At 62.8% G+C, this 24,438-nt stretch carries 21 protein-coding genes; 6 read left to right on the forward strand and 15 right to left on the reverse strand.

The genetic code is table 11. The annotated features are described in order from the left end of the window. Positions 1-42: 42 nt before the first annotated feature. Positions 43-273 carry a hypothetical protein gene (locus tag SynRS9907_RS07010; RefSeq protein WP_006851429.1) on the forward strand — a complete coding sequence of 77 codons (231 nt, stop codon included), beginning with the start codon at positions 43-45 and terminating at the stop codon, positions 271-273. Between the two features lie 34 nt (positions 274-307). On the opposite strand, the gene SynRS9907_RS07015 is transcribed toward SynRS9907_RS07010, so the two are convergent. From SynRS9907_RS07015 to SynRS9907_RS07025, 3 genes are all read right to left on the reverse strand, one after another. After that, a complete protein-coding gene (locus SynRS9907_RS07015; RefSeq protein ID WP_114989215.1) occupies positions 308-580 on the reverse strand; it encodes a DUF4090 family protein in 273 nt (90 codons plus the stop codon). 47 nt (positions 581-627) lie between these two features. Continuing rightward, positions 628-4,254 carry a methionine synthase gene (metH, locus tag SynRS9907_RS07020; RefSeq protein ID WP_188020483.1) on the reverse strand — a complete coding sequence of 1,209 codons (3,627 nt, stop codon included), beginning with the start codon at positions 4,252-4,254 and terminating at the stop codon, positions 628-630. A 63-nt stretch (positions 4,255-4,317) separates the two neighbouring features. Continuing rightward, the gene (locus SynRS9907_RS07025; protein WP_188020484.1) at positions 4,318-5,232 is read right to left on the reverse strand and encodes a branched-chain amino acid transaminase; all 915 of its coding nucleotides are present in this window, start codon (positions 5,230-5,232) and stop codon (positions 4,318-4,320) included. A gap of 65 nt (positions 5,233-5,297) precedes the next feature. Here SynRS9907_RS07025 and cobN point away from each other — a divergent pair, with 65 nt between their 5' ends. Then, the gene (cobN, locus tag SynRS9907_RS07030; protein WP_188020485.1) at positions 5,298-9,026 is read left to right on the forward strand and encodes a cobaltochelatase subunit CobN; all 3,729 of its coding nucleotides are present in this window, start codon (positions 5,298-5,300) and stop codon (positions 9,024-9,026) included. Here cobN and SynRS9907_RS07035 read toward each other — a convergent pair. From SynRS9907_RS07035 to SynRS9907_RS07065, 7 genes are read right to left on the reverse strand one after another with little or no spacing between them, the layout of a single operon-like run. Then, a complete protein-coding gene (locus SynRS9907_RS07035; RefSeq protein WP_188020486.1) occupies positions 9,016-9,570 on the reverse strand; it encodes a hypothetical protein in 555 nt (184 codons plus the stop codon). The genes cobN and SynRS9907_RS07035 overlap by 11 nt on opposite strands. A 27-nt stretch (positions 9,571-9,597) precedes the next feature. Continuing rightward, positions 9,598-10,245 (reverse strand): PHP domain-containing protein, encoded by a 648-nt coding sequence (locus SynRS9907_RS07040; protein WP_188020487.1) that lies wholly within the window; start codon positions 10,243-10,245, stop codon positions 9,598-9,600. Between the two features lie 13 nt (positions 10,246-10,258). Continuing rightward, on the reverse strand, positions 10,259-10,831 hold the full coding sequence (gene hemJ, locus SynRS9907_RS07045) for a protoporphyrinogen oxidase HemJ (protein ID WP_115132641.1): 573 nt from the start codon (positions 10,829-10,831) through the stop codon (positions 10,259-10,261). Between the two features lie 35 nt (positions 10,832-10,866). Then, a complete protein-coding gene (locus tag SynRS9907_RS07050; RefSeq protein WP_188020488.1) occupies positions 10,867-12,363 on the reverse strand; it encodes a cryptochrome/photolyase family protein in 1,497 nt (498 codons plus the stop codon). A 2-nt stretch (positions 12,364-12,365) separates the two neighbouring features. Further along, complete coding sequence (locus SynRS9907_RS07055) at positions 12,366-12,653, reverse strand: hypothetical protein (RefSeq protein ID WP_114989168.1); 288 nt, start codon at positions 12,651-12,653, stop codon at positions 12,366-12,368. Next, a complete protein-coding gene (gene uvrC, locus SynRS9907_RS07060; protein WP_188020489.1) occupies positions 12,650-14,635 on the reverse strand; it encodes an excinuclease ABC subunit UvrC in 1,986 nt (661 codons plus the stop codon). The genes SynRS9907_RS07055 and uvrC overlap by 4 nt, the downstream gene beginning before the upstream one ends. Before the next feature lie 9 nt (positions 14,636-14,644). Beyond that, positions 14,645-15,127 carry a flavin reductase family protein gene (locus SynRS9907_RS07065; RefSeq protein WP_115009275.1) on the reverse strand — a complete coding sequence of 161 codons (483 nt, stop codon included), beginning with the start codon at positions 15,125-15,127 and terminating at the stop codon, positions 14,645-14,647. Between the two features lie 69 nt (positions 15,128-15,196). Between SynRS9907_RS07065 and coaD the strand changes: the two genes are divergently transcribed. Together coaD and SynRS9907_RS07075 are read left to right on the forward strand one after the other, a co-directional pair. Beyond that, on the forward strand, positions 15,197-15,688 hold the full coding sequence (coaD, locus tag SynRS9907_RS07070; RefSeq protein WP_114989170.1) for a pantetheine-phosphate adenylyltransferase: 492 nt from the start codon (positions 15,197-15,199) through the stop codon (positions 15,686-15,688). A 1-nt stretch (position 15,689) separates the two neighbouring features. Continuing rightward, complete coding sequence (locus SynRS9907_RS07075; RefSeq protein WP_115162011.1) at positions 15,690-16,709, forward strand: hypothetical protein; 1,020 nt, start codon at positions 15,690-15,692, stop codon at positions 16,707-16,709. Here SynRS9907_RS07075 and dacB read toward each other — a convergent pair. The 5 genes from dacB to dapF all read right to left on the reverse strand — a co-directional run bounded on the left by dacB (position 16,654) and on the right by dapF (position 21,521). Next, on the reverse strand, positions 16,654-17,961 hold the full coding sequence (gene dacB / locus SynRS9907_RS07080) for a D-alanyl-D-alanine carboxypeptidase/D-alanyl-D-alanine-endopeptidase (protein ID WP_188020490.1): 1,308 nt from the start codon (positions 17,959-17,961) through the stop codon (positions 16,654-16,656). The two genes, SynRS9907_RS07075 and dacB, sit on opposite strands and share 56 nt — an antisense overlap. After that, positions 17,958-18,464, reverse strand: a complete 507-nt coding sequence (locus SynRS9907_RS07085) for a DUF4330 domain-containing protein (RefSeq protein WP_188020491.1) — start codon at positions 18,462-18,464, stop codon at positions 17,958-17,960. The genes dacB and SynRS9907_RS07085 overlap by 4 nt, the downstream gene beginning before the upstream one ends. 62 nt (positions 18,465-18,526) lie before the next feature. Beyond that, complete coding sequence (locus SynRS9907_RS07090) at positions 18,527-19,243, reverse strand: DUF1995 family protein (protein WP_188020492.1); 717 nt, start codon at positions 19,241-19,243, stop codon at positions 18,527-18,529. A 12-nt stretch (positions 19,244-19,255) separates the two neighbouring features. Next, complete coding sequence (locus tag SynRS9907_RS07095) at positions 19,256-20,428, reverse strand: cysteine desulfurase family protein (protein WP_188022385.1); 1,173 nt, start codon at positions 20,426-20,428, stop codon at positions 19,256-19,258. Then, a complete protein-coding gene (gene dapF / locus SynRS9907_RS07100) occupies positions 20,415-21,521 on the reverse strand; it encodes a diaminopimelate epimerase (RefSeq protein WP_188020493.1) in 1,107 nt (368 codons plus the stop codon). The genes SynRS9907_RS07095 and dapF overlap by 14 nt, the downstream gene beginning before the upstream one ends. A 27-nt stretch (positions 21,522-21,548) precedes the next feature. Between dapF and SynRS9907_RS07105 the strand changes: the two genes are divergently transcribed. Both SynRS9907_RS07105 and leuS read left to right on the forward strand, forming a co-directional pair. Next, a complete protein-coding gene (locus SynRS9907_RS07105; RefSeq protein WP_114989222.1) occupies positions 21,549-21,770 on the forward strand; it encodes a hypothetical protein in 222 nt (73 codons plus the stop codon). Between the two features lie 46 nt (positions 21,771-21,816). Continuing rightward, positions 21,817-24,426 (forward strand): leucine--tRNA ligase, encoded by a 2,610-nt coding sequence (gene leuS / locus SynRS9907_RS07110; protein ID WP_188020494.1) that lies wholly within the window; start codon positions 21,817-21,819, stop codon positions 24,424-24,426. Positions 24,427-24,438: the final 12 nt, after the last annotated feature.

Genomic DNA, 24,438 nt, shown 5'->3' on the forward strand with positions numbered 1-24,438 from the left:
CCTGGGGGAGCGGGTTAAAGGTCATTCAGTCATGTCCACTCGATGGATTGGGAGTTCACTGAAGACGCTGCTTTTCTGGCGCTCTGCGATGCGTTTCGCGAGAGCGGTGAAAGCTCGGCGATCGAGTTCCTTGCCAATGGAGAGGGAGCCTTTCATTTCCAGGACCTGGCCCAGAACGCCGCTGGTGAAGGCCTTGATCTGAGCGAGTCCAGTGCCCTGGAATCGTTCCAGCAAGAGGTGATCGACACGATGGAGAAGCTCTGCCAGGACTGAGCCCGGCAGAGGGTGCTTCTCCGTCAGCAGGAGATCATCCGTAGAAGAAAGCGATCTCCTTGTCCTTCAGACCGTCCCATCCGGCCTCAAGGAGCCTTTGATTGAGCGTTTCCTGGTCGAAATGCTTGGCTCCGGTCTTGACCACCCGGTTGCGCATCGATTTCAGAACACCACTGCGGGCGCGCTGACTTTCCAGATCCATCACCTGGTTGTAAAGGGCGAGCATCGCTTCAGGGATTGGACTTCCATCAAGATCCACACCAGCTTTGATGGCGGCATCAACACCATCCGGTCCGGCAATGGCCATGGTGAACACAAACAGGGCGCCTCAGGCTATGGGACGCCCCTCAGGGCTCAGGCGCTGAAGTAACGGGCCTGCGAGTGCAGCGCCACCAATGCTGTGGTGCTCTGCTCCGGTTCGAGCTGGTCGCTGGCGTCCATGCTCAAGCCGATCCGCTCAGCCCCGAGCCAGTCCAGCTGCTGCCTGGAGTCGGCCACATTCGGGCAGGCGGGGTAGCCGAAGGAGTACCGGCTGCCGCGGTACCGCTGCGCCAGCACATCCCGCAGGGGCATCCCAGCTGGATCTGCGAAACCGAGTTCCGAGCGAATCCGTGCGTGCACCCATTCGGCCATCGCTTCGGCCATCTGAACCGCCAGGCCATGGAAGTACAGGTAATCGCTGTAGCGATCGCCCTTGAACAGCTCCTGCGCCACCACAGAGGCCTTCTGGCCCATGGTCACGGCCTGCATCGGCAGCACGTCCGTTGGGCGTCCCTCAGCATCCAGATCGTTGAAGAAATCGGCAATGCTGTAGCGGTTGCCAGAGCGTTGACGGGGAAGCTCAAAACACCCGAGTTCCCGCGTGCCATCGGCATCAAACACCCGAAGGGTGTTGCCATCGCGTCCCGCAGGGAAGTAGCCGTACACAGCTCGGGGGGTCAACAGTGACTCGTTGATGCAGCGCTGCATCCACTCCTGCAACACCGGCTCTGCCTTCTCCTGAAGCATCGCCTCGTAGTCGTCCCGACTCTGCTCCTTGGTTTTGCGGAGCATCCACTGGCCAGCGAAGAGGGCATTGCGATCGAGGTAGTGGAAGACCTCGGCAATGTCGATGTCGGCCTCAGTGATCACCTCAGAGCCGAGGAAGGGCGGCACCGGTGCGGTTTCAGCGGGGACGGCGTCGGATCGATCTGAGCTCACCGGCGGCAGATCCGCAGCCGGAGCATCCGATGCGGAGCTGGATGTCTCCTCAGCGTTCTCGGAGGTTGGCGACTCTTCATCCAGGCCAACCCCCTGGGGAGCATCAGCCAGAAAGCCCTTGGTATTGGTCCAGTTGTCGCTGCGCTTCGCATCCATCAAAGCGTCCATGAAGCGCAGATCAGCGAAGGCATCACGGCCGTAGATCACCTTGCCTTCGTAAACCTCACGGCAATCCTTCTGAACGAAGCGTGGGGTCAGTGCCGCACCGCCGAGGATCACAGGAACATCAATGCCCGCATCGTTGAAGGCCTGGAGGTTGTCCTTCATGAAGGCCGTGGACTTCACCAGCAGACCGCTCATCGCGATGCAATCGGCTTGATGTTCACGTTGGGCCTCAACGATGGCTTCACAGCTCTGCTTGATGCCCAGATTGATCACCTCATAACCGTTGTTGGTGAGGATGATGTCCACCAGGTTCTTGCCGATGTCGTGGACATCGCCCTTCACCGTGGCGATCAGGAACTTGCCCTTGCTTGTGCTCTCGCCCTCGCTTTTCTCCATATGCGGCTCAAGGTGAGCCACGGCGGATTTCATCGTCTCGGCGCTTTGCAGCACGAAGGGGAGCTGCATCTGGCCACTGCCGAACAATTCACCCACCACCTTCATGCCATCCAGAAGGAAGGTGTTGATGATCTGCAGAGGGGGGTAGGTCTGCAACGCCTCATCCAGGGAGGGCTCCAGGCCGATGCGCTCACCATCAATGATGTGCTGCTTGAGCCGTTCCTCAATCGGCAGATCCGCCAGCGAGGGGCCTGACGCACGGGCTTCCTTGGTGCTCACTCCCTCAAACAGCTTGGTGAGTTCGGTGAGCGGGTCGTAGACGCAGATGCCGTCCTCGAAACGGCGGTTGTCATTGATCAGATCACGACACACCTTCTGGTGGTCGTCGCTGATCTTGATCAGCGGGAGGATCTTGGCGGGGCTGACGATGGCTGAATCCATGCCGGCTTCACAGCAGTCGTGAAGGAAAACCGAATTGAGGGTGATCCGGGCCGCCGGTGACAGGCCGAAACTCACATTGCTGACCCCGAGCACCACGTGCACTCCGGGGAGGTTCTCCCTGATCATCCGGATGGCATCCACGGTGGCGCGACCATTCAGCCGGTCTTCCTCAATGCCAGTGGAGATGGGAAGGGCCAGGGGGTCGTAGAAGATCTCATGGGCGGGGATGCCGAACTCGAGGGCATCGCGATAGGCCCGCTGGGCGATGGCGAACTTCTTCTCGGCTGTTCTGGCCATCCCGTCTTCATCGATCGTGCCGACCACCACAGCGGCGCCGTAGCGGCGGGCCAGCTCCAGAACCTTGAAGAAGCGCTCGTCACCGTCTTCGTAGTTGGTGGAGTTGAGAATGCATTTGCCCCCAGCCACCTTCAGGCCCGCCTCCATCTTCTGCCACTCGGTGGAATCGAGCATCAGGGGCAGGTTGACGTTGGTGACCAGACGGCTCACCAGCTCGTGCATATCCCGTTCGCCATCGCGACCGACGTAGTCGACGTTCACGTCGAGCACGTGGGCGTTTTCCTTCACCTGGCCGCGGGCCACCGACACCAGCCCGTCCCAGTCTTCCTCCGCCAGCAGTTCGCGCACCTTGCGACTGCCACTGGCATTGAGCCGCTCACCAATGATCAGGAAAGAATTGTCCTGGTGGTAGGGCGTGACGCCATAGATCGATGAGGCTGCGGGCTCGTAATTGAGGCTGGGGCGCACATCCTCCGCGCTGGCACGATCCCAGCGGGAGGGGCGTTCAGCCGGCTTGAGCTCCTGCGCCAGTTCCGCAAGGCTGCCGATGTGAGCAGGAGTGGTGCCGCAGCATCCACCGATCACCTGCACGCCGAGGTCTTCAACGAAGTGCATCAGCTGCATCTTCAGCTCCACCGGGGTGAGGCGGTAATGGGCCACCCCGCCAACGTTTTCCGGCAGTCCGGCGTTGGGAATGCAGCTGACGGTGAAGGGGGAATGCTCAGAGAGGTAGCGAATGTGCTCCTTCATCTGCTCCGGACCGGTGGCGCAGTTCAGGCCGAGGATGTCGATCGGGAATGGCTCAAGGATCGACACCACAGCGGCGATGTCCGTTCCGACGAGCATGGTGCCCGTGGTTTCCATCGTGACGGAGACCATCAGGGCCCGCCGCTCACCGGTGGCGGCAAAGGCCTCTTCGATGCCCTGGAGTGCTGCCTTGATCTGCAACACGTCCTGACAGGTTTCGACGATGAACAGGTCGACGTTGCCGGCGATCAGTCCCTCAGCCTGCTCGCGGAACGAATCCCGCATCGTGTCGAAATCGATGTGGCCAAGGGTGGGCAGCTTGGTGGTGGGCCCCATGGAGCCCGCCACGAAACGTGGCTTCTCAGGGGTGCTGAATTCATCAGCCATTTCCCGGGCCAGCTCGGCTGCCCGCTTGTTCAGCTCAAAGGCCTTGTCTTCCAGGCCGTATTCCGCCAGCACAATCGATGCAGCGCCGAAGGTATCGGTTTCGATGACATCGCAGCCCACCTCGAGGAACTGGCGATGCACTGCCTTGACTGCATCCGGCTTGGTGACCGCCAGGTTCTCGTTGCAACCCTCCAGGTCAGGACCACCGAAATCATCCGCCGTAAGCCCAAGCCCCTGAAGGCTGGTGCCAGTGGCACCGTCGAACACGAGCACAGGACGCTGTGGCCCATGCAGGTACTCGAGGAATGCAGAGGTGGTGGCTTGCCGATCTGCCTGCGTCACCACCATCGATGCAACCTCTTAGAAGCACCGATCTTAAGAAAAGCTCAGGGCGAACTTCAGGCGGTTGATTTAGGAGATCGGAATACGAGTCACCCAGTGCTCATAGGCGGGATCCCGTCCTTCGGTGATCGCCACGAGCTTGGCCTTCAGGGCATCCATCACAGGACGCTTGGCGTTCAGCACCGTTGATTCGATCTGACGGATCGGCGTCACCTTGGCGGCCGTGCCGGACAGGAACACTTCGTCGGCGATGAACAACTCGGTTTTGTCCACCGGACGTTCAATCACAGGGATGTCCATCGCTTTGGCCAGCTCAATCACGCTGGCGCGGGTGATGCCCTCAAGGATGTCCTGATCAACTCCAGGCGTGATCAGCTGGCCATCACGCACCAGAAACAGGTTCATGCCGCTGGCTTCACTGATCTTGCCGCGACTGTTCAACAGCAAGGCTTCGTCGAAACCGCTCTGCACGGCTTCCGTCTTGGCCAGGGAACTGGTGATGTAGGCGCCGGAGATCTTGCCGCGTAGCGGCAGGGATCGGTCCTCCTGGCGGGTCCAGCTGCTGATCCTGCAGCTCACCCCTTCCGGAGACAGGTAATCCCCCAGAGGGAGTCCGTAAATCAGGAAGTCGGTCTCGATGTTGTGCAGGCGCGGGGCGATGCCCAGATCGCTGGTGTACACAAAGGGCCGCAGATAGATCGGCTGATCAGGCTTGTTGGCCTGAAGCATTGCCGTGAGAGCCGAAAGGATCGTCTCCTCACTCAGATCCGTGAGCAGCAATCTGGCGCTCTGGCTGAGACGCCGGGCGTGCCGATCAGCACGGAACAGCAGCATGGTGTTGCTGTTCTGGGGATCGGGAATGGCGCGCATGCCGCCGAAGGCACCGGTGCCGTAGTGCAGGGCATGGGTGGCAATGGAGATCCTGGCCTCCTCGAAGGGGACGCACTGGCCCTGGAACCAGGCATAGGACAGGAACTGATGCATCACCGTGATGGATCCGATCGCTGAATCTTCTCACCACCGCGCACCGCAACACGGAGAATGGGGTCATGCATCGCCTTGCCACCTGTCCGGGTCTGGACCCACCGGAAGATGTGGTGCTCGTGGAGCAGCCGGGCGCGGATGTGCTGTTCCTCACCAGTGCAGGCACTGACATCAGCTGCCTGGACGCAAGCCTGCCGAGCAACCCGGCCTGGAACGAGCGGATTCGGGCATTGCCCCTGAGCTGCCTGGACCACCCAGCGCAGCTGGACCATTACCTCAACACCACCGCCCAGGCGGCGCACTTGATCGTTGTGCGCCTGCTCGGCAGCCGTGGGCACTGGAGCTACGGCCTGGAGCAACTGCAGCGCTGGTGCAGCGAAGCGAAGCAGCGACAACTGATCGTCCTTGCCGGAACGGCTGATCAGAACAACGAGCTGCATGGGTTGGGCTCCTGCAGCGCTGAACTGGCCGATCAGCTGTCGGCACTGTTGCGGGAAGGGGGCATCGACAACATGGGGCGGTTCCTTGGAGCTCTCGAGGCTCTGCTGGAGGGCACCCCCCCATCACCCGACAACGTTGCGGTGGTGCCTTGCCCCGATCCGATGCCCTGGGATTGGCGCGACGAAGCCGGGGCTGCGGTGGGCGTTGTTCTCTATCGGGCTCAGTTTCAAGCTGGAGACCTTGCCCTGGCGGATGCCCTCACGGCCGCACTTCGGAAGGAGGCACTGCGGCCTTGTCTGCTCTGGGTCAGCAGCCTGAGAAACCCGGCGGTGCAGGCCGGCGTCCACGACCTGTTGAATCAGCAAAACGCTCAGCTGGTGATTGCGGGCACGTCCTTTGCCTCGGTGCAGACCGAACAGGCCGGCCTTGGCAGCCCTCTCTGGGATCGTCTCGATCGACCGGTGTTGCAGCTGCTCAGCAGCAGCCGCAGCCGGGCCCAGTGGCTGGAGAGCAGCCAGGGGCTGAATCCGATGGATCTGTCGTTGCAGGTGGTGATGCCGGAGCTGGATGCTCGAATCACCACGCGGCCCTGCGGTTTTCGTGACCATCTGCAGACCACCGGCCCCCTGGCCACGGCCATTCCCTGCCTGCAGCCGGATTCATCTGGACTCGCGTGGCTGGCCGAGCACAGCCGTCGCTGGGTGGAGCTGCGACAGACCCCCTGTGCCCAAAGGCGCATCGCGATGGTGCTGGCCAACTATCCCGTTCGCGACGGTCGTGTGGCCAATGGTGTGGGCCTTGATACGCCAGACAGCACGGCGCGGATGCTCCGCTGGCTGGCTGACGTCGGCCATGACCTCGGTTCGGGAGCCTTGCCGGATTCAGGCGATGACCTGATGCAACAGCTGTTGGCCGGCCGCACCAATGCACCGGACGGACAGCACCGCCCAGCGCTGGATCATCTGCCCCTCACCACTTATCAGAAGTGGTGGGCCGGCGTTCCGGAATCGGCTCGACGCTTGATCGAATCCCGTTGGGGACCTCCAGAAGCCGCCTGCGATCTGGATCCAAACAGGGGGTTTGCCATTCATGGCCTGCGCTTCGGCCATGTGGTGGTGCTGATCCAGCCGGATCGCGGCTATGACGCCGATCAGATCGCCGATCTCCACTCACCGGATCTGCCGCCACCGCACCGGTATCTGGCTCAGTACCTCTGGCTGCGCTGCGTGCATCAGACCCAGGTAATGCTGCATGTGGGCAAGCACGGCAGTGCGGAATGGCTGCCGGGCAAGTCGGTGGGGTTGAGCGATGCCTGCGGCCCCGAGCTGGCCCTTGGACCGATCCCTCACCTCTACCCCTTCATCGTCAACGATCCCGGCGAAGGATCTCAGGCCAAGCGACGGGGTCATGCCGTGGTGCTGGACCACCTCACACCGCCCTTGGGGCGTGCTGGATTGCACGGACCACTGCAACGGTTGGAGGGCCTGCTGGATGAACTGGTGGAGGTGAGGCAGCTGGGCGGCCAGCGGGCCCGGGTGCTGGAACAGGCAGTTCATTCCAGCCTGCTGTCCCTCAACTGGCCCGGAATCCCCAGCCAAGCGGAGATTCGCCGCCAACCGGAGCTGCTGGAGACCTGCCTGGATCAGGCCGAGACCTATCTCTGCGAGCTCAAGGAATCGCAGATCCGCACCGGCTTGCATCGGTTTGGAGTGGCGCCATCGACAGAAGCCGCCGATGAGCTGCTGGTCGCCCTGGCCCGTCCCCCCCGGCAGGGGCAGCCCGGCTTGCTGCAGGCCATGGCCCTGCAGGCAGAACTGGGCTTTGACCCCTGGCAGCAGGACGAAGGCGACAAGCTCTCGGAGGCGGATCAGACCCGCCTGAGGCTGCTGGGTGGCGCGAACTGCCGACGGGTGGGGGATGGTTGCGCCTGGCTGGAACAGCAGGCCCAGTTGTTGATCCGATGGCTCATCCATGGGGACCAGGGCGACGGACTGGCGGAACCGTTCCGGACCTGGAGCCGAACGGATCCCTGCTTGCAGAACCTGCACGACGACCTCTGGCCCCGCTTGAATGGTTGTGCCTCAGCTGAAAAAGAGGCCTTCCTGCGGGGCATTCAGGGGCAGCGCATCGCGGCGGGTCCCTCAGGAGCACCGAGTCGTGGTCGCCCCGATGTGTTGCCCACCGGCCGCAATTTTTATTCCGTCGATCTGCGGGGACTGCCCACGGAAGCCGCCTGGGACCTGGGGCGACGCTCGGCGGAGCAGTTGCTGGATCTCCATCTGCTGGAGCAGGGGGAACCGCTGCGCCATCTGGCGTTATCAGTCTGGGGAACAGCAACGATGCGCAATGGCGGAGAAGACATTGCTCAGCTGCTGGCCCTGATCGGTGTTCGACCGGTCTGGGACGGCCCCACCCGAAGGATGGTGGACCTGGAGGTGATTCCAGCCCGTTTGCTGGGTCGTCCGCGGGTGGATGTGGTGCTGCGCATCTCCGGGCTGTTTCGCGACGCCTTCCCCCAGTTGGTGGGCTGGGTGCATCAGGCCCAGTCGATGGTGGCGGCCCTTGATGAACCGGATGAACTGAATCCCCTGGCTGAGCTCACCCGTCAAGGCGGGCCCCAGGGCCGCATTTATGGGTCCGCCCCTGGTGCCTACGGAGCCGGTCTGCAAGCCCTGATCGACAGTGGCGCCTGGGACTCCCGAGCAGACCTGGGCCAGGCCTTTCTCAGTTGGAGCCAATGGTCGTATGACGGTGCCGCTGCCCCCAGCCTTGATCGATCCGGGCTAGAGCAGGCCCTGGGCAGGGTGCAGGTGGTGCTCCACAACCAGGACAACCGCGAGCACGATCTGCTCGATTCCGACGACTATTACCAGTTCCAGGGGGGCCTCAGTGCCGCGGTGGAAGAGGTGTCAGGAGCACGGCCACAGCTGTGGTTCGGAGACCATTCCCGCCCCGAACGACCTCGCCTGCACCGGCTTGAAAAGGAACTGGACAAGGTGATGCGCAGCCGGATGCTTAACCCCCGCTGGATCGAGGGAATGATGCAGCACGGCTACAAGGGTGCCTTCGAGATGGGGGCCAGCCTTGACTACCTCTTTGCCTACGACGCCTCCACCGATCGCGTACCCGATTGGTGTTACGGCGCGCTGTGTGAGCAGTGGCTCAGCCAGACGAAAATTCTCGACTTCCTCAAGGGGAGCAACCCCTGGGTGCTGAGGGACATGGCCGAACGGCTGCTGGAGGCCTCGAATCGAGGCCTTTGGACGTCAGCAACAAAAGACCAGCTGCTTCACCTGCAACAGCTGGTGATCAGCAGCGAAGCCCAGATTGAACGGGGAAGCCCTATTTGTTGAGGTCGCGAACCATCTGACGGAACGGATCGATCGATCCAGGCTTGGAGGACGGTGCAGCGGAACCCGCCTTGGCCACCGGTTCCTCCTTGGGATTCAGCTCTTCCTTACGGCCGAGGGGAGCAGCACCGGCAGGAGCAGGGGTGTTCACACCCGTGATGGCTGTGCCCTTGAGGCGCTTGCTCATCTCCTCGGTGCTCACCTGCTCAGCGAAGGTTTTCTTCACTGGGGTGGGAATGCCCGCGTTGAGACTGACTGATTCCTCCTTCTTGACGACGCCACCGAGGCCTTCGCTGCGCTTCTCGAGCTTCTCGGTTTCGGCAGCCACCTCCATGATCTGCTCCTTGGTGCCGGGACTGTCGACGGTGCCGGGGAAGGTGCGGCGAATCGTCTTCGACTCACGCATGTAGTTCACATCCCCGAGGGAGGAGGAAGCGTCGGCATCAAGGAAGAACTCGGCCGGCTTCTCCTTTGCCGGCTTGCGCGGCTGAATCGTGGAGTCGGAATCTGCGGAATCCTTTTTCAGCAGACGATCCAAGAAGCCCATGTCGACCGGAACTGAGATGGAATGAACTTAGCGGCCGCAAAGGTCAATTCCATGGGTATCGGTGCCACACGTACGCAAAAGGCCAAGGTTGCTCAGCTGACGATCGATGGCCTCGCAGATCAACGGGCTGGCGGACCAGGTTGGTTGCATCTCGTAGTCGTACCAGGCCTCACCACCATCGAAACCAAGCCGGGCCGCCTCATCGATCAGCACGTCATGGCCCAGGCGGTAACGGGCGGGATGGGCCAACACTGCCAATCCACCGGCTTCATGGATGGCTTTCACCACCGCCTCAGCCCTTAGCGGTTCACCGACGACGGCATCACCACGGTTGTAGGGCTGGAGCGCAGGGTGGTTGAGCTCGAAGCCAAGGGCGAGCACATGAACGAGGCACCCCTTCAGCAGTGCACTGATTTCCATGCCGCTCCACACCGTGGGGACCTCAACACCACTGGCTCGCTGCTGATCCAGCCATGCCTGGATCTCCCGATGGGCATGGCTGCTGTGGTGATCCGTCACCGCCAGGTGCTTGAGCCCCCGCTCGGTGGCCTGCTGGATGAGCTCGAGCGGTTCGAGGCTGCCGTCACTGCAGATGGTGTGGCAGTGGAAGTTGTGCGTGGTGGGACAACTCGACGGTCCCACCTGTTCGAGCACGGCTTTGAGGGGGTGGGTCATCTCAACCCTCATCTCAGGCTTTGGCGGAGGCTTCGGCCCGCAGGCGACGCCAACGGGCATAGAACTGAATCGACGCTGCCATGAACACCACCAGGGCGACGATGAACCAGGTCGCTGCGCTGGTGGGGAACTGTGTTTTGAACACCACCAGCATCACCACGATCACCAGCAGCAGCGTGGGCAGCTCATTCAGGGCGCGCAGCTGTTTACCCGACCAGGCACAGGTGCCGGCATGGAGTTGGCCCATCAGTCGGTAACAAAACACGTGATAAGCCAGCAGGGCCGCCACAAAACCGAGCTTGGCGTGCATCCAGCCCTGCTGAAGCCAGGAGGGCTGGGCCAGCAGCAACCCGATGGCCATCGATACCGCCACAGCCATTCCCGGCGTGGTGATGATGTTGGCGAGCCGTTTCTCCATCAAGGTGTACTGATCGCGGAACGGCTGCTGCAGTTCCGGCGCCAGTTCCTCCGTTTCAACGTGATAGATGAACAGGCGCACCAGATAGAAGAGGCCCGCAAACCACACCACGACCCCAACGATGTGCAGGGTCTTGAACCAGAGGTAGGCCTCGGGCGAAAACGTCATCAACACAACTGATCTGGGGCGACCTTACGCAGGGTTCAGGTGAGCGCGTCAAGAAAATCGCTAGCTCGACGCTGATGAGCCAACAGAACGTCGGGAGCCATGCGATCCAGGTTGCGGGCCATCATCGCCAGCCGGTATTGGCGCCGGAAGAAATCCTGATGGCGATGGATGAACGTCCAGAACAGGCCATCCCATGTGTCACACCACTCACCTTTGCCGTAATCCGACATCTTGCGCACGTAGTTCGAGCCGGAGAGATAGGGCTTGGTGGTGAAGATGCCACCATCAGCGAACTGACTCATGCCATAGACATTGGGAACCATCACCCAGTCGTAGGCATCCACAAACAGCTCCATGAACCAGGAGTAGATCCGGGTTGGATGGAATCCGCAGAGGAGCATCACATTCCCTAGGAGCATCAGGCGTTCGATGTGATGGCAATAGCCGGTCTCCAGGGCATGGCGGATAGCGTCATCAATCGGGGGCAGACCCGTGGATGCGGTGTAGAACGCGGAGGGAATTGGCCGGTCGTTGAAGCCCCAGAAATTGCCGTTGCGCATCTCCACCCCGTGGCGCCGGTACATCGCCGCCATGAACTCCCGCCAACCGACGATCTGACGCAGAAATCCCTCCAATGAATTGAGGGGGAGGTCACCGGCTTCAGCCCGCTCCAGCGTTCGATCCAGCACCTGCTGCGGCGTGAGCAGACCGATGTTGAGCATCGGCGTGAGCACGCTGTGCCACATCACCTGATGCTGGGTGCTGATCGCATCCTCATAAGCCCCGAACTGGCGCAGGCGTTGTTCGAGGAATTGATCCAGCCAACGGGCTGCATCGCCATGGGTGACGGGGTAATGGAACCCGTCCCAGCTGCCGATGCCGGTCACCCCCTCCCCGATGAGCTGCTGCCGGGCCGTTTCAACGATGGCGTTCGCTGCGCTGGAGCGTTCGGCCGGGGGCTCTGGAACCAGGATTCCCTTGGGGAGCTTCTTGCGGTTGTCGGCATCAAAACTCCAGCGGCCACCGACAGGACCACCATCAGGATCGATCAGCAGATCCAGCCGCTTGCGCTGCATCTCGTAGAAGCGACCCATCAGGGGCTTCTTGCCAGAGGCGAAATGGTCCTCAATGACGGCCTCTGGGGTGAGCAGCATCGGGGTGGCGACGATCTCCAGACCGCAGCCGTGACGGGAGGCGAAGGCGGAGATCCGTTGGCTCAGAACATCGTCCACCGGATCCGCCAGATGAAAGGACCGATAGCCCTGATCGAGCAGATCTCCGAGGATCTCAGCGGTGCTGGCCGCCTGCCCCTGCAGCACCCGCAACACGGTGAAGCCCTTGGCCTGAAGCATCTCGGCATAGGCATTCATCGAGGCCCGATGCAGGAGCAGGCGCTGCCGATGCACCTGGATGGGCCAGCGGGGATCAGTGCCGAACAGCAGCGGATCTTCGATCAGGGCCACGGCCCGTCCCGCCCGAAGCGCGGGATGGTGCTCAAACAGCTGATGGGGAAAAACGAGGCTGAGATCCACCGTCAGCTGTCCTCCCCAGCAAGACGGCAGGCGCGTCGACCCAGGGCGGTGGCATAGGCGCGATCCACGGGTCCGGCCATGGGGCTCAACTGACCAGCCCGGCAATTCATCACCACTTTTTCGCGATGGCCCTGCTGATCGTTGAGCCGCAGCACCAGCTGCCAGTGGTTCTTGGCGCTGCGGGTGATGCCGTCGGCACATACAGGCCCCGTGCACAGCCCGGGAGACGCCCAGACCGGAGTGGCAAGAAGAAACACTCCTGCCAGAGCCATGCAGAGATGACGGATCATGCGGAGAGTTCCTGAGGCTGCTCTTCTAAAGCAGCCCTGGCATCAGCGTCGGCTCCGTCGTCGGAAGGATGGAAGAAATCGTGGATGTCGCGGGCCAGAGCCGGGCCGACGCCAGGGGCCTTGGACAGGGTCTCAACCGATGCCAGCTGGATGGCATCAATCGAATGGAAGTGGGCCAAGAGATCCTTGACCCGTTTGGGCCCAACCCCAGGGATGTCCGAGAGACGTGAACGCTTCATCCGCTCACCACGCTGTTGGCGATGGAAGCTGACAGCGAAACGGTGGGCTTCGTCGCGAAGGCGGCGAAGGAGCACAACTCCGAGCTGATCCGGTTCACTCTCCAGCGGCTGGCTTTCGCCAGGGAGAAACACCTCCTCGCGCTGCTTGGCGAGGGAGCAGACGTTGAGATCCTCGTGCAGATCAAGCTCGCGCAGGGCCTCCATCACGGCAGACAGCTGGCCCTTGCCGCCGTCGATCATCACCACATCGGGCCAGTCGTTGAGTCCGTCGGTCTGCAGAGCGCTGCCACCTTTGTGACGCAGGGCACCCACATCCACCCCTTCCGCCTTGGCCCGGGCCCAGCGCCGAAAACGACGGCGCATGATTTCCGCCATGGCCATGAAGTCGTCGCTGTGGCCAGCGCGGATGCTGCTGCTGCGGATCTTGTACTTGCGGTAGTGCTGCTTGGCGGGCAGCCCGTCGATAAACACCACCTGGGAGGCCACGGCATCGCTGCCCTGGATGTGACTGATGTCGTAGCCCTCGATCCGCCGCGGCGGGATGGGCAACTCCAGCAGTTGCGCCAGATCCTCCGTGGCCAAGGACTGCTTCTCCTGACCTTGCTTGGCGCGGAGCAACTCAAACTCCGCGTTGCGCTGCACCAGTTCGATTAGATCGGCTTTCTGCTGGCGCTGCGGGCAGTGGATCTGCACCCGACGCTCGCGCTGTTCCGAGAGCCAATCCTCCATCAGTTTCTGCTGGGGCAGAGCGTGCTGCACCAACAACTCGGGGGGCACCTCAACGGAATCCACCTGGCTGTAGTGCTCTTCAATCACCCGTTGCAGGATCAGTCCAGGTTCCAGACCTGAGGCGTCAGCGGTGTAGCCAAGACGTCCCACCAACTTCCCGGCGCGCATCTGAAACAGCTGCACGGCCGCCAAACGTTCATCGAAGGCAAGGGCCAGCACATCGCGACTTACCGAGGAATCCGGCAGGCTCATTTTCTGATCAGCGGTGAGCTGATCCAGCCCCTGAAGTTGATCCCGGACCCGGGCCGCCGACTCGTAGTCCATTCGCTCGGCATACCGCTCCATCTGCTCCTGAAGCAGCTGCTGCAGTTCATCGCTGCGGCCCTGGAACACCATCGCCACCTTGCGCAGGGTGCGGTGATAGTCCTCCGAGCTGATTTTTTCCTGGCAGACCCCCGGACAGCGCCCGATGCTGTAGTTGAGGCAGGTGCGATCGGGGTACATCGGCCGGGGGCGTTGCCGCAGCGGGAACACCCGCTTCACCAGGAACAGGGTGCGGCGCAGCAGACCCACATCGACATAGGGCCCGTAAAAGCGATCCAGGGGGCTGCGGAAGCGACGGCGACGGGTGATGAAAATCCGCGGGTAGGCCTCACTCCAGGTGATGCAGAGGTAGGGATATTTCTTGTCGTCCTTCAGCAGCACGTTGAAGTGCGGCTGATGGTTCTTGATCAGGTTCGACTCGAGAACGAGGGCCTCCGCCTCGCTGTCGGTGACGATGAACTCAATCTCACAGACCTGGCGTGTCATCAGCCGGATCCGTGGCGATAGATCATGCCGACTGCGGAAATAGCTGCGCACGCGGCTGCGCAACGCCTTCGACTTGCCGACGTAGAGGATCCGGTCGTCGCCGTCCCGCATCAGATAGCAACCCGGCTCAGCGGGGATCTCTTTGAGGCGGCGTTCAAGACGCTCGGGCTGCGTCAGCAGCGGTGCACCGGAGGCGGCATCCACCAGCTCAGCTCAGCCGCCGTAATTCCAGCCGGTGCTGGCCAGGTTCAGGGCCTCGCCATCGGCGATCAGGCGCGCCGTTTTCACTTCGCCCACAAAAACGGTGTGGTCACCATGCTTGATCGATCCCACGAGTTCGCACTCCACACCACCGACGGCATCGGTGAGCAGGGGAAGACCAAGTTCGCCCTCCTCGAAGGGGGCCGCTTCAAAGCGACCACCGAGCGCCTTCTGGGGCTTGAAGAACACGGCTGCCAGATCTTTCTGATCGGCCCGCAGCACGTTGAGCGAGAACTTGCCGGTGGCCTCGATGATGGCGTGACTGCTGCTGTCAGCCCGAACACCCATCACCACCAAGGGCGGTTCGAACGATCCCTGGGTCACCCAGCTGGCCGTGAATCCGTTGACCTCATCACCGTTGCGCACGCCGCAGATGAAAAGCCCATGGGGGATCTTGCGAAGCAGGACCTTCTTGGCGTCGGCGTCGAGGCTCATGGCACGGATGCGTTGGTTGAAATCTAAACAGCGATCCACTGCATAGGATCCGCCCATCGCTGATTCCCGATGCGGGCGCTCTACCCCGGCAGTTTCGACCCTCTCACCAATGGTCATATGGACCTGATCGAGCGGGCGGTGAGCCTGTTTGGTGAGGTGGTTGTCGCGGTGCTCAGCAATCCGAGCAAACGGCCCGCGTTCAGTGTCGAAGAGCGGATCGAACAGATCCGCACGGCGACACGCCACCTCTCCGGCGTTGAGGTGATCAGTTTCGATGGCCTCACCGTGAACTGTGCCGTCACCCATCGCGCCGACCTGATCCTGAGGGGCCTGCGAGCAATGAGTGACTTCGAATACGAACTGCAGATCGCCCACACCAACCGCTCCTTGGCAGACGATCTGGAAACGGTGTTCATGGCCACCACAGCCCGCCACAGCTTCCTCAGCAGCTCGGTGGTGAAGGAAGTGGCCCGCTTCGGTGGATCGATCGACCACATGGTTCCACCAGAGGTGGCGAAGGACCTCAACAGGCTCTTTAATTCAACTTTCCATGCCAGCTGAGATGAACGACGTCCGGTTCTCCGTTCTCGATCAACTCGATCAGCTGGAGGAAGTTGTGCTGGAGGGCAGTCGACTGCCCTTCACCGGCGGACGTCTGGTCAACGAAACGGATGCCGTCGAGCTGCTGGATGCCGTTCGCGATGAATTGCCGAAGGAGCTGGAGCGGGCCGCCAAACTGCTGGATCGCCGGGACGAGTTCATCAACACCGCCCGCAGGAACGCCGAGGAGATCGTTGAACAGGCCCAGCGTCAGCGCGAGCAGCTGGTGAACAACGCTGCCATCCGCCAGGAAGCGGAACGGCAGGTGAATGAGATGCGTGAGCAAGCCCGCCAGCAGTGTGAGCAGTTGCTCCAGAAAACGCGCGAGCAGGGGGCGAAGTTGGAGCAGGAGATGCAAAGCAAGCTGGCGCAGTTGGAACAGCAGTTCGCCTCACGCCGCCAGCAGCTGGAGCAGGAAGCACTGGAGCGTCGCCAGCAGCTGGATCAAGAAGCGATTGAGCTGAAGCGTCAACACGCTGAGCGACTCGACGCCAGCCGCCAACAGGCCCAGCAGCAAATCCAACAGATCGAGGCCAACGCAGCGGAACTCAAGCGCCATCACGCTGAGCAGCACGAAGCCAACCGACAGCAGGCGCTGCAGGATCTGGAGACGATTCGCCGTGAAGCCCTGCGTTTGCAGAAGGAAGGCCGCGATGAGGCCGAGCGAATTCACAACGACGCGCTGCAGTTCCGCCAGCAGACCCAACAGCAGTGTGAGTCGCTAATTCAACGCAGCCGCCAGGAAGCAGCCGGCGTTCAGGACGGGGCCAACCGTTACGCCGAGCAGACCCTGGGAGAGCTGGAGGTTCGCCTCAAGGAAATGGCCCAGGTGGTGATGGCCGGCCGTCAGGAGCTCTCCAAGATTCAGACGATCCGCTCTGCGGCCCCGGGCGCCAACGCTGGCGACGACAGCAAAACCGTTCCGTTCAGTCGGGCTCAGCGGGCAGCGTCACGGCTGCGGTCCATGCGGGGCAACGGCTGATCCTCTGGCTGGCCAGCAGGATCTGGCCCATCACGGAGTTGGGTGCATAGGACCCGTTGGCAATCATGCTCACGTAACGCGGTCCATCGGTGGTTTCAAGAATGCCGGAGATCGAACGAACTCCGCTGAGGGTGCCGGTCTTACCCCAGAAGCGACCCACAAGTGGTGTGCCCCAGAAGTAGTTGCGCAGCGTTCCCCTCTGGCCTGCAATCGCCATCGAGGCCTGGTAGTAGGCCGCCAGGGGGTGTTGCGCCATGCGCCACAGCAGCACAGACAGGGAACGGCTGGTGAGACGGTTGCCCCGTGAGAGTCCGCTGCCATCCCGCAACCGAAGTCCCGTCATCGGGATGCCCTGGGCTTGCAACCAGCGGGTGGTGGCGATGGACGCACGGTTCACATCCCAGACGTCCGCCGCCTCACGCATCAGCACCTCAGCGGTGAAATTGTGGCTCTCCGTGTTGGCCAGGCTGAGCAGGGCGTGCATCGGCGCGGAATCCTCGCTGTGCAGGACAACACTCGCTCGCCAGTTGCGCGCAAGGGCCGCCTCTCGGGTCCGCTGATCAACCATCTGCAGGCGAATCTGTCCCCCTTGCTGCTGCACGGTGGAGTTGAGGATCCGCTGCAGCCGTGCCGCTGGATCCATCACCGCCATGTGCAGGGCATTGCTGGTGAGAGCAAGGCGGGTGATCGGTGCGCCGTAGGCGTAGGAGCGATCCGCAGGATCCCAATCGGCAGGCCACCAGAGTTGACGCGGTTCCTCCCGCACCATCAGCTGAACCGGCGCAGAGGCGGAGCTGGAGGTGCTGCTGGAGCCGCCCTGGCCGAGGGCCACCATGGCGAACTTCTGGATCTCGGCAATGCTGAGGTCGGGGTCGCCCTCCCCCACGATCTCCAGTGATCCATCGGGATGACGCAACAGCTGCGTCTTCAGACGGAAGTCGGGGCCGAGGCGATCCAGGGCAAAGGCCGTGGTGACCAGTTTCTGGTTCGATGCAGGAATCCGGGGGATCCCCCCGTTGAGATCAGCCAGCAGCTGACCCCGTTGATCGACAACGCTGACGCTCCATAGCCGCTCTTCCGTGCCCACCGCTGATTCCAGGGCCGTCTGCAGGGCCGGGCACAGTGCACCGCCGCTGAGCATGGCCTGGCCCTGACGTGGCACCACCGGAGGTGGTGCCAACAGTGGAGGCGCTGCCCTGACGGGCAACTGGGGCGCCAGCACCAGCAGGGAGACCAGGGCAGAGCGAATCACAGAGGCATGACTCCGCTCACAACTCCGTTCAAGCGGTAGAGGCGACCCTCCAGCTCAACGGGCACACCCACCTTGAGCTTGGTGCCACCGATCACAACACCGGAGGGTTTGATCTCAGCCTGGGCCTCCATTACAAACCGGGCATGGCGGGGTAGAGCCGTGGCGGGAGCATCGGCGAGCACCACCGAACCATCGGGCTGCACCGCCGTCAGGGAATTGGTGACGTCATCCACCGATACCAGGCTCACCCTTCCGGCCGGTTGGTTGCGAATCACGATGTTGAGGGCTGCTTCCTCCCGCACTGAATCCAGCAGCTGCTCGGGATCGGCGCTGTACAGCCGCACCACATCAACGCTCACCTGCACAGGCTTCACGGCACCGGTGGCCTTGGCGACCGCATTCGAGAGCTTGGGGGACCAGACAACCCCGGCCAGAGCGGCCAGGGCGACGACTCCAGCCACGGCATCGATGGGTGAAAGGGATCGAAGCCTGTTAAGCACCATCGAAGGGGAGCCTGGGCTTGAACCTTAAGGAGGGTCTGAGCCTGGATCAAGCCAGAGGCGGCTCAATTGCGCAGACCATCAAGGAAGCGGTCGACCCCCGACAGCTGTTGCTTGATGCTGTCGGGATCTTCACCGGCCAGAAGCGCTGCTGTGGTGTCGGGATCCGGACGTTCGGGAAGCACCTCCAGTTGCCGGTAACCATCGGGATCCTGTCGATAGAGACGCCAGTCATCGGGGAAGCAGCGCATCAACGCGCCTCCCTCCAGGGGCTGGAGCCAGTAGGCCTGCTGCCAGCTAGCCACGAAACCCTTTCGGCGCTCCCGGGCCACGCTGCCGATGCCGACGGCGGCGTCTTCGAGACGTCCATTCAGCATCAAAACCACCCCTGCGTGGTTCTCACACAAGGCCTGGAACTCCTCGTAATCCGCAGGGGAGGGGTTCACCGCAAGCAGAAGGCGGGTGTCGGGGGCATCGCTCTCCGCCCGTTTGAGCTGATTGAAATCAAGGATCACCTCCTTGAGGTCCTCCGCATCGCGCCGGGCCAGGGCGGCAGCGCCGGCATCGGGCCAAACCATCAACAGATCCTGCCCGGCAGCGATCAGTGCTCGGGCCAGCCGCACCGCCACCGGCAGCAGGCGAAGCCCTTCAAAACGAAGGCTTGCGGCCCAACGTTGACCGTCGCCGGATCCAACGGCTGCCAGTGCGGCTTGCAGCATGGCCTCCTCGGCGGCGAGCAGATCCGCGGGGAGGGCGAGACAGGAAGCGTCGGATTGAGTCATCGCCAAAGCATGTCAGGAAAATGCCTGGAGCACGGATGCAAAACGGCCGGGAACGGCGTCGAGATCCTGATCCGACAACCAGGAGCCAAGGGTCAACCGCAGGCCCGACTGACGTTCAGGCCCAGGAATGCCCATGGCCGTGAGCACAGCACTGTCAGCACTGCTGCCACTGCTGCAGGCACTGCCGCTGCTGCAGGCCACCCCCGCCGCCGCCAGCCGTCGCACCAGATCGCGTCCGGGCAGCGGCTGTCCACCAACGGTTTTGGCCAACAGCGCGATGTGATGGGGGAGACGCTGATCGGGAGAAGGGCCGCAGAGCTGAAGCTGGGGTAGTTCCAGCAGGCGATCGAGCAGTTGATCCCGTTGACGACGGATCTGGGTTGAGCTGCCCGGTGGAACGTGCTGGCTGACGGGGTCAAAGCTGGGAAGGGCCATCAGGGCTTCGGCCATGCCACCCACCAACGCAACAGGTTCGGTACCGGAGCGCAGGCCGTGCTCCTGTCCACCGCCGCCCTGAAGCGGTGAAAGGTCCACACCCGGTGCCCGAATCAACAGGCCCACGCCCCGGGGGCCGCGGAACTTGTGGGCGGAGAGGGTCAGCAGATCAACGCCGAGTCGCTCGAAGGCGAAGCAACCCTGGGGCACAAGCTGGGTGGCATCGCTGTGGATGACGATTCCGCGCTCGCGGCAGGCCCGAGCGATCGTGCTGATCGGTTGAAGTGCACCCACCTCGCCCTGGGCTGCAATCAGTGAAACCAATCGGGTTGGAGCGGACAACAACCGATCGAGTTGATCGAGCCGAAGTACGCCCTGCCCATCAACGGGCCATTCGGCAATGCTCCAGCCGAGGGCTTCCAGTTGGTGCGCAGCAGCGACCACCGCCGGATGCTCCACCGCAGAGATCACCAACCGGCCCGGGACAAGACCGGCGGCACTGCCGAGCAAGGCAAGGTGCACGGATTCCGTCGCCCCTGAGGTGACGATCAAATGGTCAGGATTGACAGCGAAGCGCTCGGCGATACACCAGCGCGCTCGCTCCAGAGCTTCCGCTGCTACCAACCCAGCCCCATGGAGGCTGCTGGGGTTGGCCCAGGCCGTTTGCTGGAGCTGCTGCATCACCGCGATCACCGCCGGCAGGGGCGGTGTCGTGGCAGCAGCGTCCAGGTAGAGCTCAGGGGGTGCCACGCTCGAACCGCGCCTTGGTGCGCTGCTCCAGGGACTCACTGGCGAGATTCAGCATCGAGTCGAGGGACGTGCTGCTGAGGAAAGCCTGCACCTTCTGCTGCGCCTCATCGCGGAGGCAGCGGTCGGGGCGCTGACACTGGTCAGCGCAATCCTTGGAGCAATCGAAGTCGGTTGCGGCCGTCGGCGCAGGTGGAGCGGCAGGGGCTTCGCTGGTCGAAGCCATCGAGGATCCTGCCGGCACCAGATCGGGCGTCAGCACCCCGTCAAACACCGCTTCGGCGGGTCCCGTCATCAGCACGGAACCGGTGCGATCACGCCACTCAATCATCAGCGGACCGCCGGGCAGCACCACCTCGGCGCAGTCATCGGCGAGGCCCAGCAGCACCGCCGCCACCAGGGTGGCGCAGGCACCGGTGCCGCAGGCCAGGGTCGGGCCAGCACCCCGTTCCCAGACCCGGATCTCCAGCCGCTCACGGCTGTGCACCTGGAGAAAATGAACGTTGGTCTTGGCCGGGAAGGCCGGATGGACCTCCAGGGCAGCACCCCAGGCATCAAAGGGAATGCTGGCCAGGTCGTCGACGGGCACCACCACATGGGGATTGCCCATGCCAACGGCCGCCACCTTCAGTTGTTCTCCCTCCAGCAGCAGCACCCCTTGCGGCAGGCCGTCTTCGGGCATCAGGGTTGTGGGGATGCCCTCGGAGGTGAGGAAAGGAGGACCCATGTCCACCCGCAACTGGCCATCGGCCATCAGTTCGGGGCGAATCATTCCCGCCAGGGTTTCGATGTCCCAGCGGCGGCCTGGGGGATCACCGTCGGTGTCGGCCAGGTAGCGGGCCAGGCAGCGAATGCCGTTGCCACACATTTCGGCCTCACTGCCATCGGCATTGAGAATCCGCATCCGCAGTTCTCCCTCCGCCTGAGGAGGCAGCGCCAGAATCAGGCCATCGCCACCAACGCCGAAGCGCCGATCACAGATGCGCCGTACCCAGGCGGGATCGGGATTGCTGATGGCATCGGGCAGTTGTCCCTGCCGGCCTTCAACGATCAGGAAGTCGTTGCCAAGTCCCTGATATTTGCTGAACTGCAGCATGCGTGGCCGGTATTGCCCCCGAATCCTATGGAGACATCTCCACTCGATCCAAGCCTTCCGGGGGTTCGGTTGCTGCAGAGCTGGATTCGTGAACAGCTCCCCCTAAGCATTGGTGTGGTGGGACAGGAGCCCATCGAGGGGCGTCTGATCTGGCAGGACCCTGAATTTCTGGCCATCGAACGGGCGGGTGCGAGCCGGCCCGTGCTGATCAACCGTCGGCAGATCAGCGTGATCCGCTCCCTCGGCTGAACACCAGGCATGTGGCACGATCGCAACCTTGCCGAGCGCTGGTTCCGTGAACGCTGCCAACCCTGCCGTCGACGCCAGTGCCCAGACCGGTCGTTATGACCCCACCGCGCTGGAGCAGCGCTGGCAGGAGAGTTGGAAGGCGGATGGGGTGGATACCACAGAAGAAGCTGGTGAGAAGCCCGGATTCTTTGCCCTGTCGATGTTCCCGTACCCCTCGGGAAGCCTGCACATGGGCCATGTGCGCAACTACGTGATCACCGATGTGATCGCCCGGGTGCAACGCATGCGGGGCCATGCGGTGCTGCATCCGATGGGCTGGGATGCCTTCGGACTCCCCGCTGAAAACGCGGCTATCGAACGCAATGTGGACCCCGGCGAGTGGACCGACCGCAACATCGATCAGATGCGGGCGCAGCTGGATCGCCTTGGCCTTTCGATCGATTGGAGCCGCGAACAGGCGACCTGCCACAGCGACTACTACCGCTGGACCCAGTGGCTGTTCCTTGAACTGCTCGAAGGGGGGCTGGCCTATCGCAAGAACGCCACCGTCAACTGGGATCCCGTCGACCAAACCGTGCTGGCGAATGAGCAGGTGGATGGTGACGGCCGCTCCTGGCGATCCGGAGCTCTGGTGGAACAACGCCAACTGAACCAGTGGTTCCTGCGCATCACCGACTACGCCGAGCCGCTGCTCAACGACCTGGACGCCCTCAAGGGCTGGCCGGAACGAGTGCGCACAATGCAGGCCAACTGGATCGGCCGCTCGGAAGGGGCGGAGATCAGCTTCAGCGTTGAAGGAGCACAAGATCAGACGATCACGGTGTTCACAACTCGGCCCGACACCCTCGCTGGGGCGAGCTACGTGGTGCTGGCACCGGAAAACGAGCTGGTGGACAGCCTCACCAGCTCTGAACAGAAGGGCACGGTGGAGGCCTTCCGCAAGGAGGTGGCTCGTCTGAGCGCGATCGAACGCACCAGTGATGACAGTCCCAAACGGGGGGTGCCCATCGGCAGTCACGTGATCAACCCCCTGACGGGGGCAGTGCTGCCGGTGTGGATCGCCGACTACGTGCTGGCCGAGTACGGCACGGGCGCCGTAATGGGCGTGCCGGCCCACGACCAACGCGACATCGCCTTTGCCCGGTCGAATGGTCTGCCGATCCAGCAGGTGATCGACGCCGAGGGAGCTGCTGAAGCCATCGCGGCCGGTCAGGCCTGGACTGAGGCCGGAACACTGGTCAACTCCGGCAGCTTCGATGGCACGGCCTCCAGCGAAGCCAAGGGCGCCATCACCGGCCACGGCGCAGAGCAGGGCTGGGCACGGAGCAAGGTCACCTATCGCCTGCGCGACTGGCTGATCTCACGCCAGCGCTACTGGGGCTGCCCCATTCCCGTCATCCACTGCGATGACTGCGGTGCTGTTCCGGTGCCCCGCGAGGACCTTCCGGTGGAGCTGCCCCGGGGCATTGATCTCTCTGGAAAGGGCGGTTCGCCCCTGAGCCAGCAGAGCGACTGGGTGAATGTGGCCTGCCCCTGCTGCGGCAAGCCGGCCAAGCGGGAAACAGACACCATGGACACCTTCATGTGTTCCTCCTGGTATTTCCTGCGCTTCGCCGATCCCCACAACACCGAGAAACCCTTCAGCAAGGAGGCGGTGAACCGCTGGTTGCCGGTGAAGCAATACGTGGGCGGCATCGAACACGCGATCCTGCACCTGCTCTACGCCCGTTTCTTCACCAAGGCGCTGAAGGATCGCGGCCTGGTCGACATCAACGAACCGTTTGAACGGCTCCTCACCCAGGGCATGGTGCAGGGAATCACCTACCGCAATGCGACAACCGGCAAGTACATCGCTCCAGCGGACGTGGCAGATCCCGAAGACCCCCGGGATCCCAACACCGGCGACAAGCTCGAGGTGTTGTTCGAGAAGATGTCGAAGTCGAAATACAACGGCGTTGACCCCGCAGCAGTGATCGACCGCTACGGCGCAGACACAGCCCGCATGTTCATCCTGTTCAAGGCACCGCCTGAGAAGGATCTGGAGTGGGATGACGCCGATGTGGAGGGCCAGTTCCGCTTCCTGCAACGGCTTTGGCGCCTTGTTGAGGCCGGTGCTGCCCGCATCGACTCACTCGAGCCGATGCAACGGCCGGCCAATCTGAGCGATGCCGACAGCGACGTACGTCGGGCGCTGCACCTGGCCATCGAAGCCGTCAGCGAGGACCTCAGCGACGAGATCCAGCTGAACACGGCCATCTCCGAGCTGATGAAGCTCTCCAATGCCATCAGCTCCACGGGCATCGAGGCCCTGAGTGCACCTGTGTTGCAGGAAACTCTTTCCGGACTGGTTCGCCTCCTGGCTCCGTTCGCGCCACATCTGGCGGAGGAGTTCTGGAGCCGTCTGGGGGGAAGCGGCAGCGTGCACCGTCAAAGCTGGCCGGTTCTGGATCCAACGGCACTGGTACAGGACAGCGTTGAAGTGGTGATCCAGGTGAAGGGCAAGGTGCGGGGCAAACTGCAGGTTCCGGCCTCCGCAGACAAGGAGGAGCTGGAACGGCTCGCCCTAGCCAGTGATGTGGCCGAAAAATGGTTGGAGGGTGCAGCCCCCCGTCGGGTGATCGTGGTCCCCGGAAAACTGGTGAACCTGGTGCCCTGATCCCAGGCGGGA

Origin of the sequence: Synechococcus sp. RS9907, from assembly GCF_014279615.1 — a bacterium.
GTDB lineage: Bacteria > Cyanobacteriota > Cyanobacteriia > PCC-6307 > Cyanobiaceae > Parasynechococcus.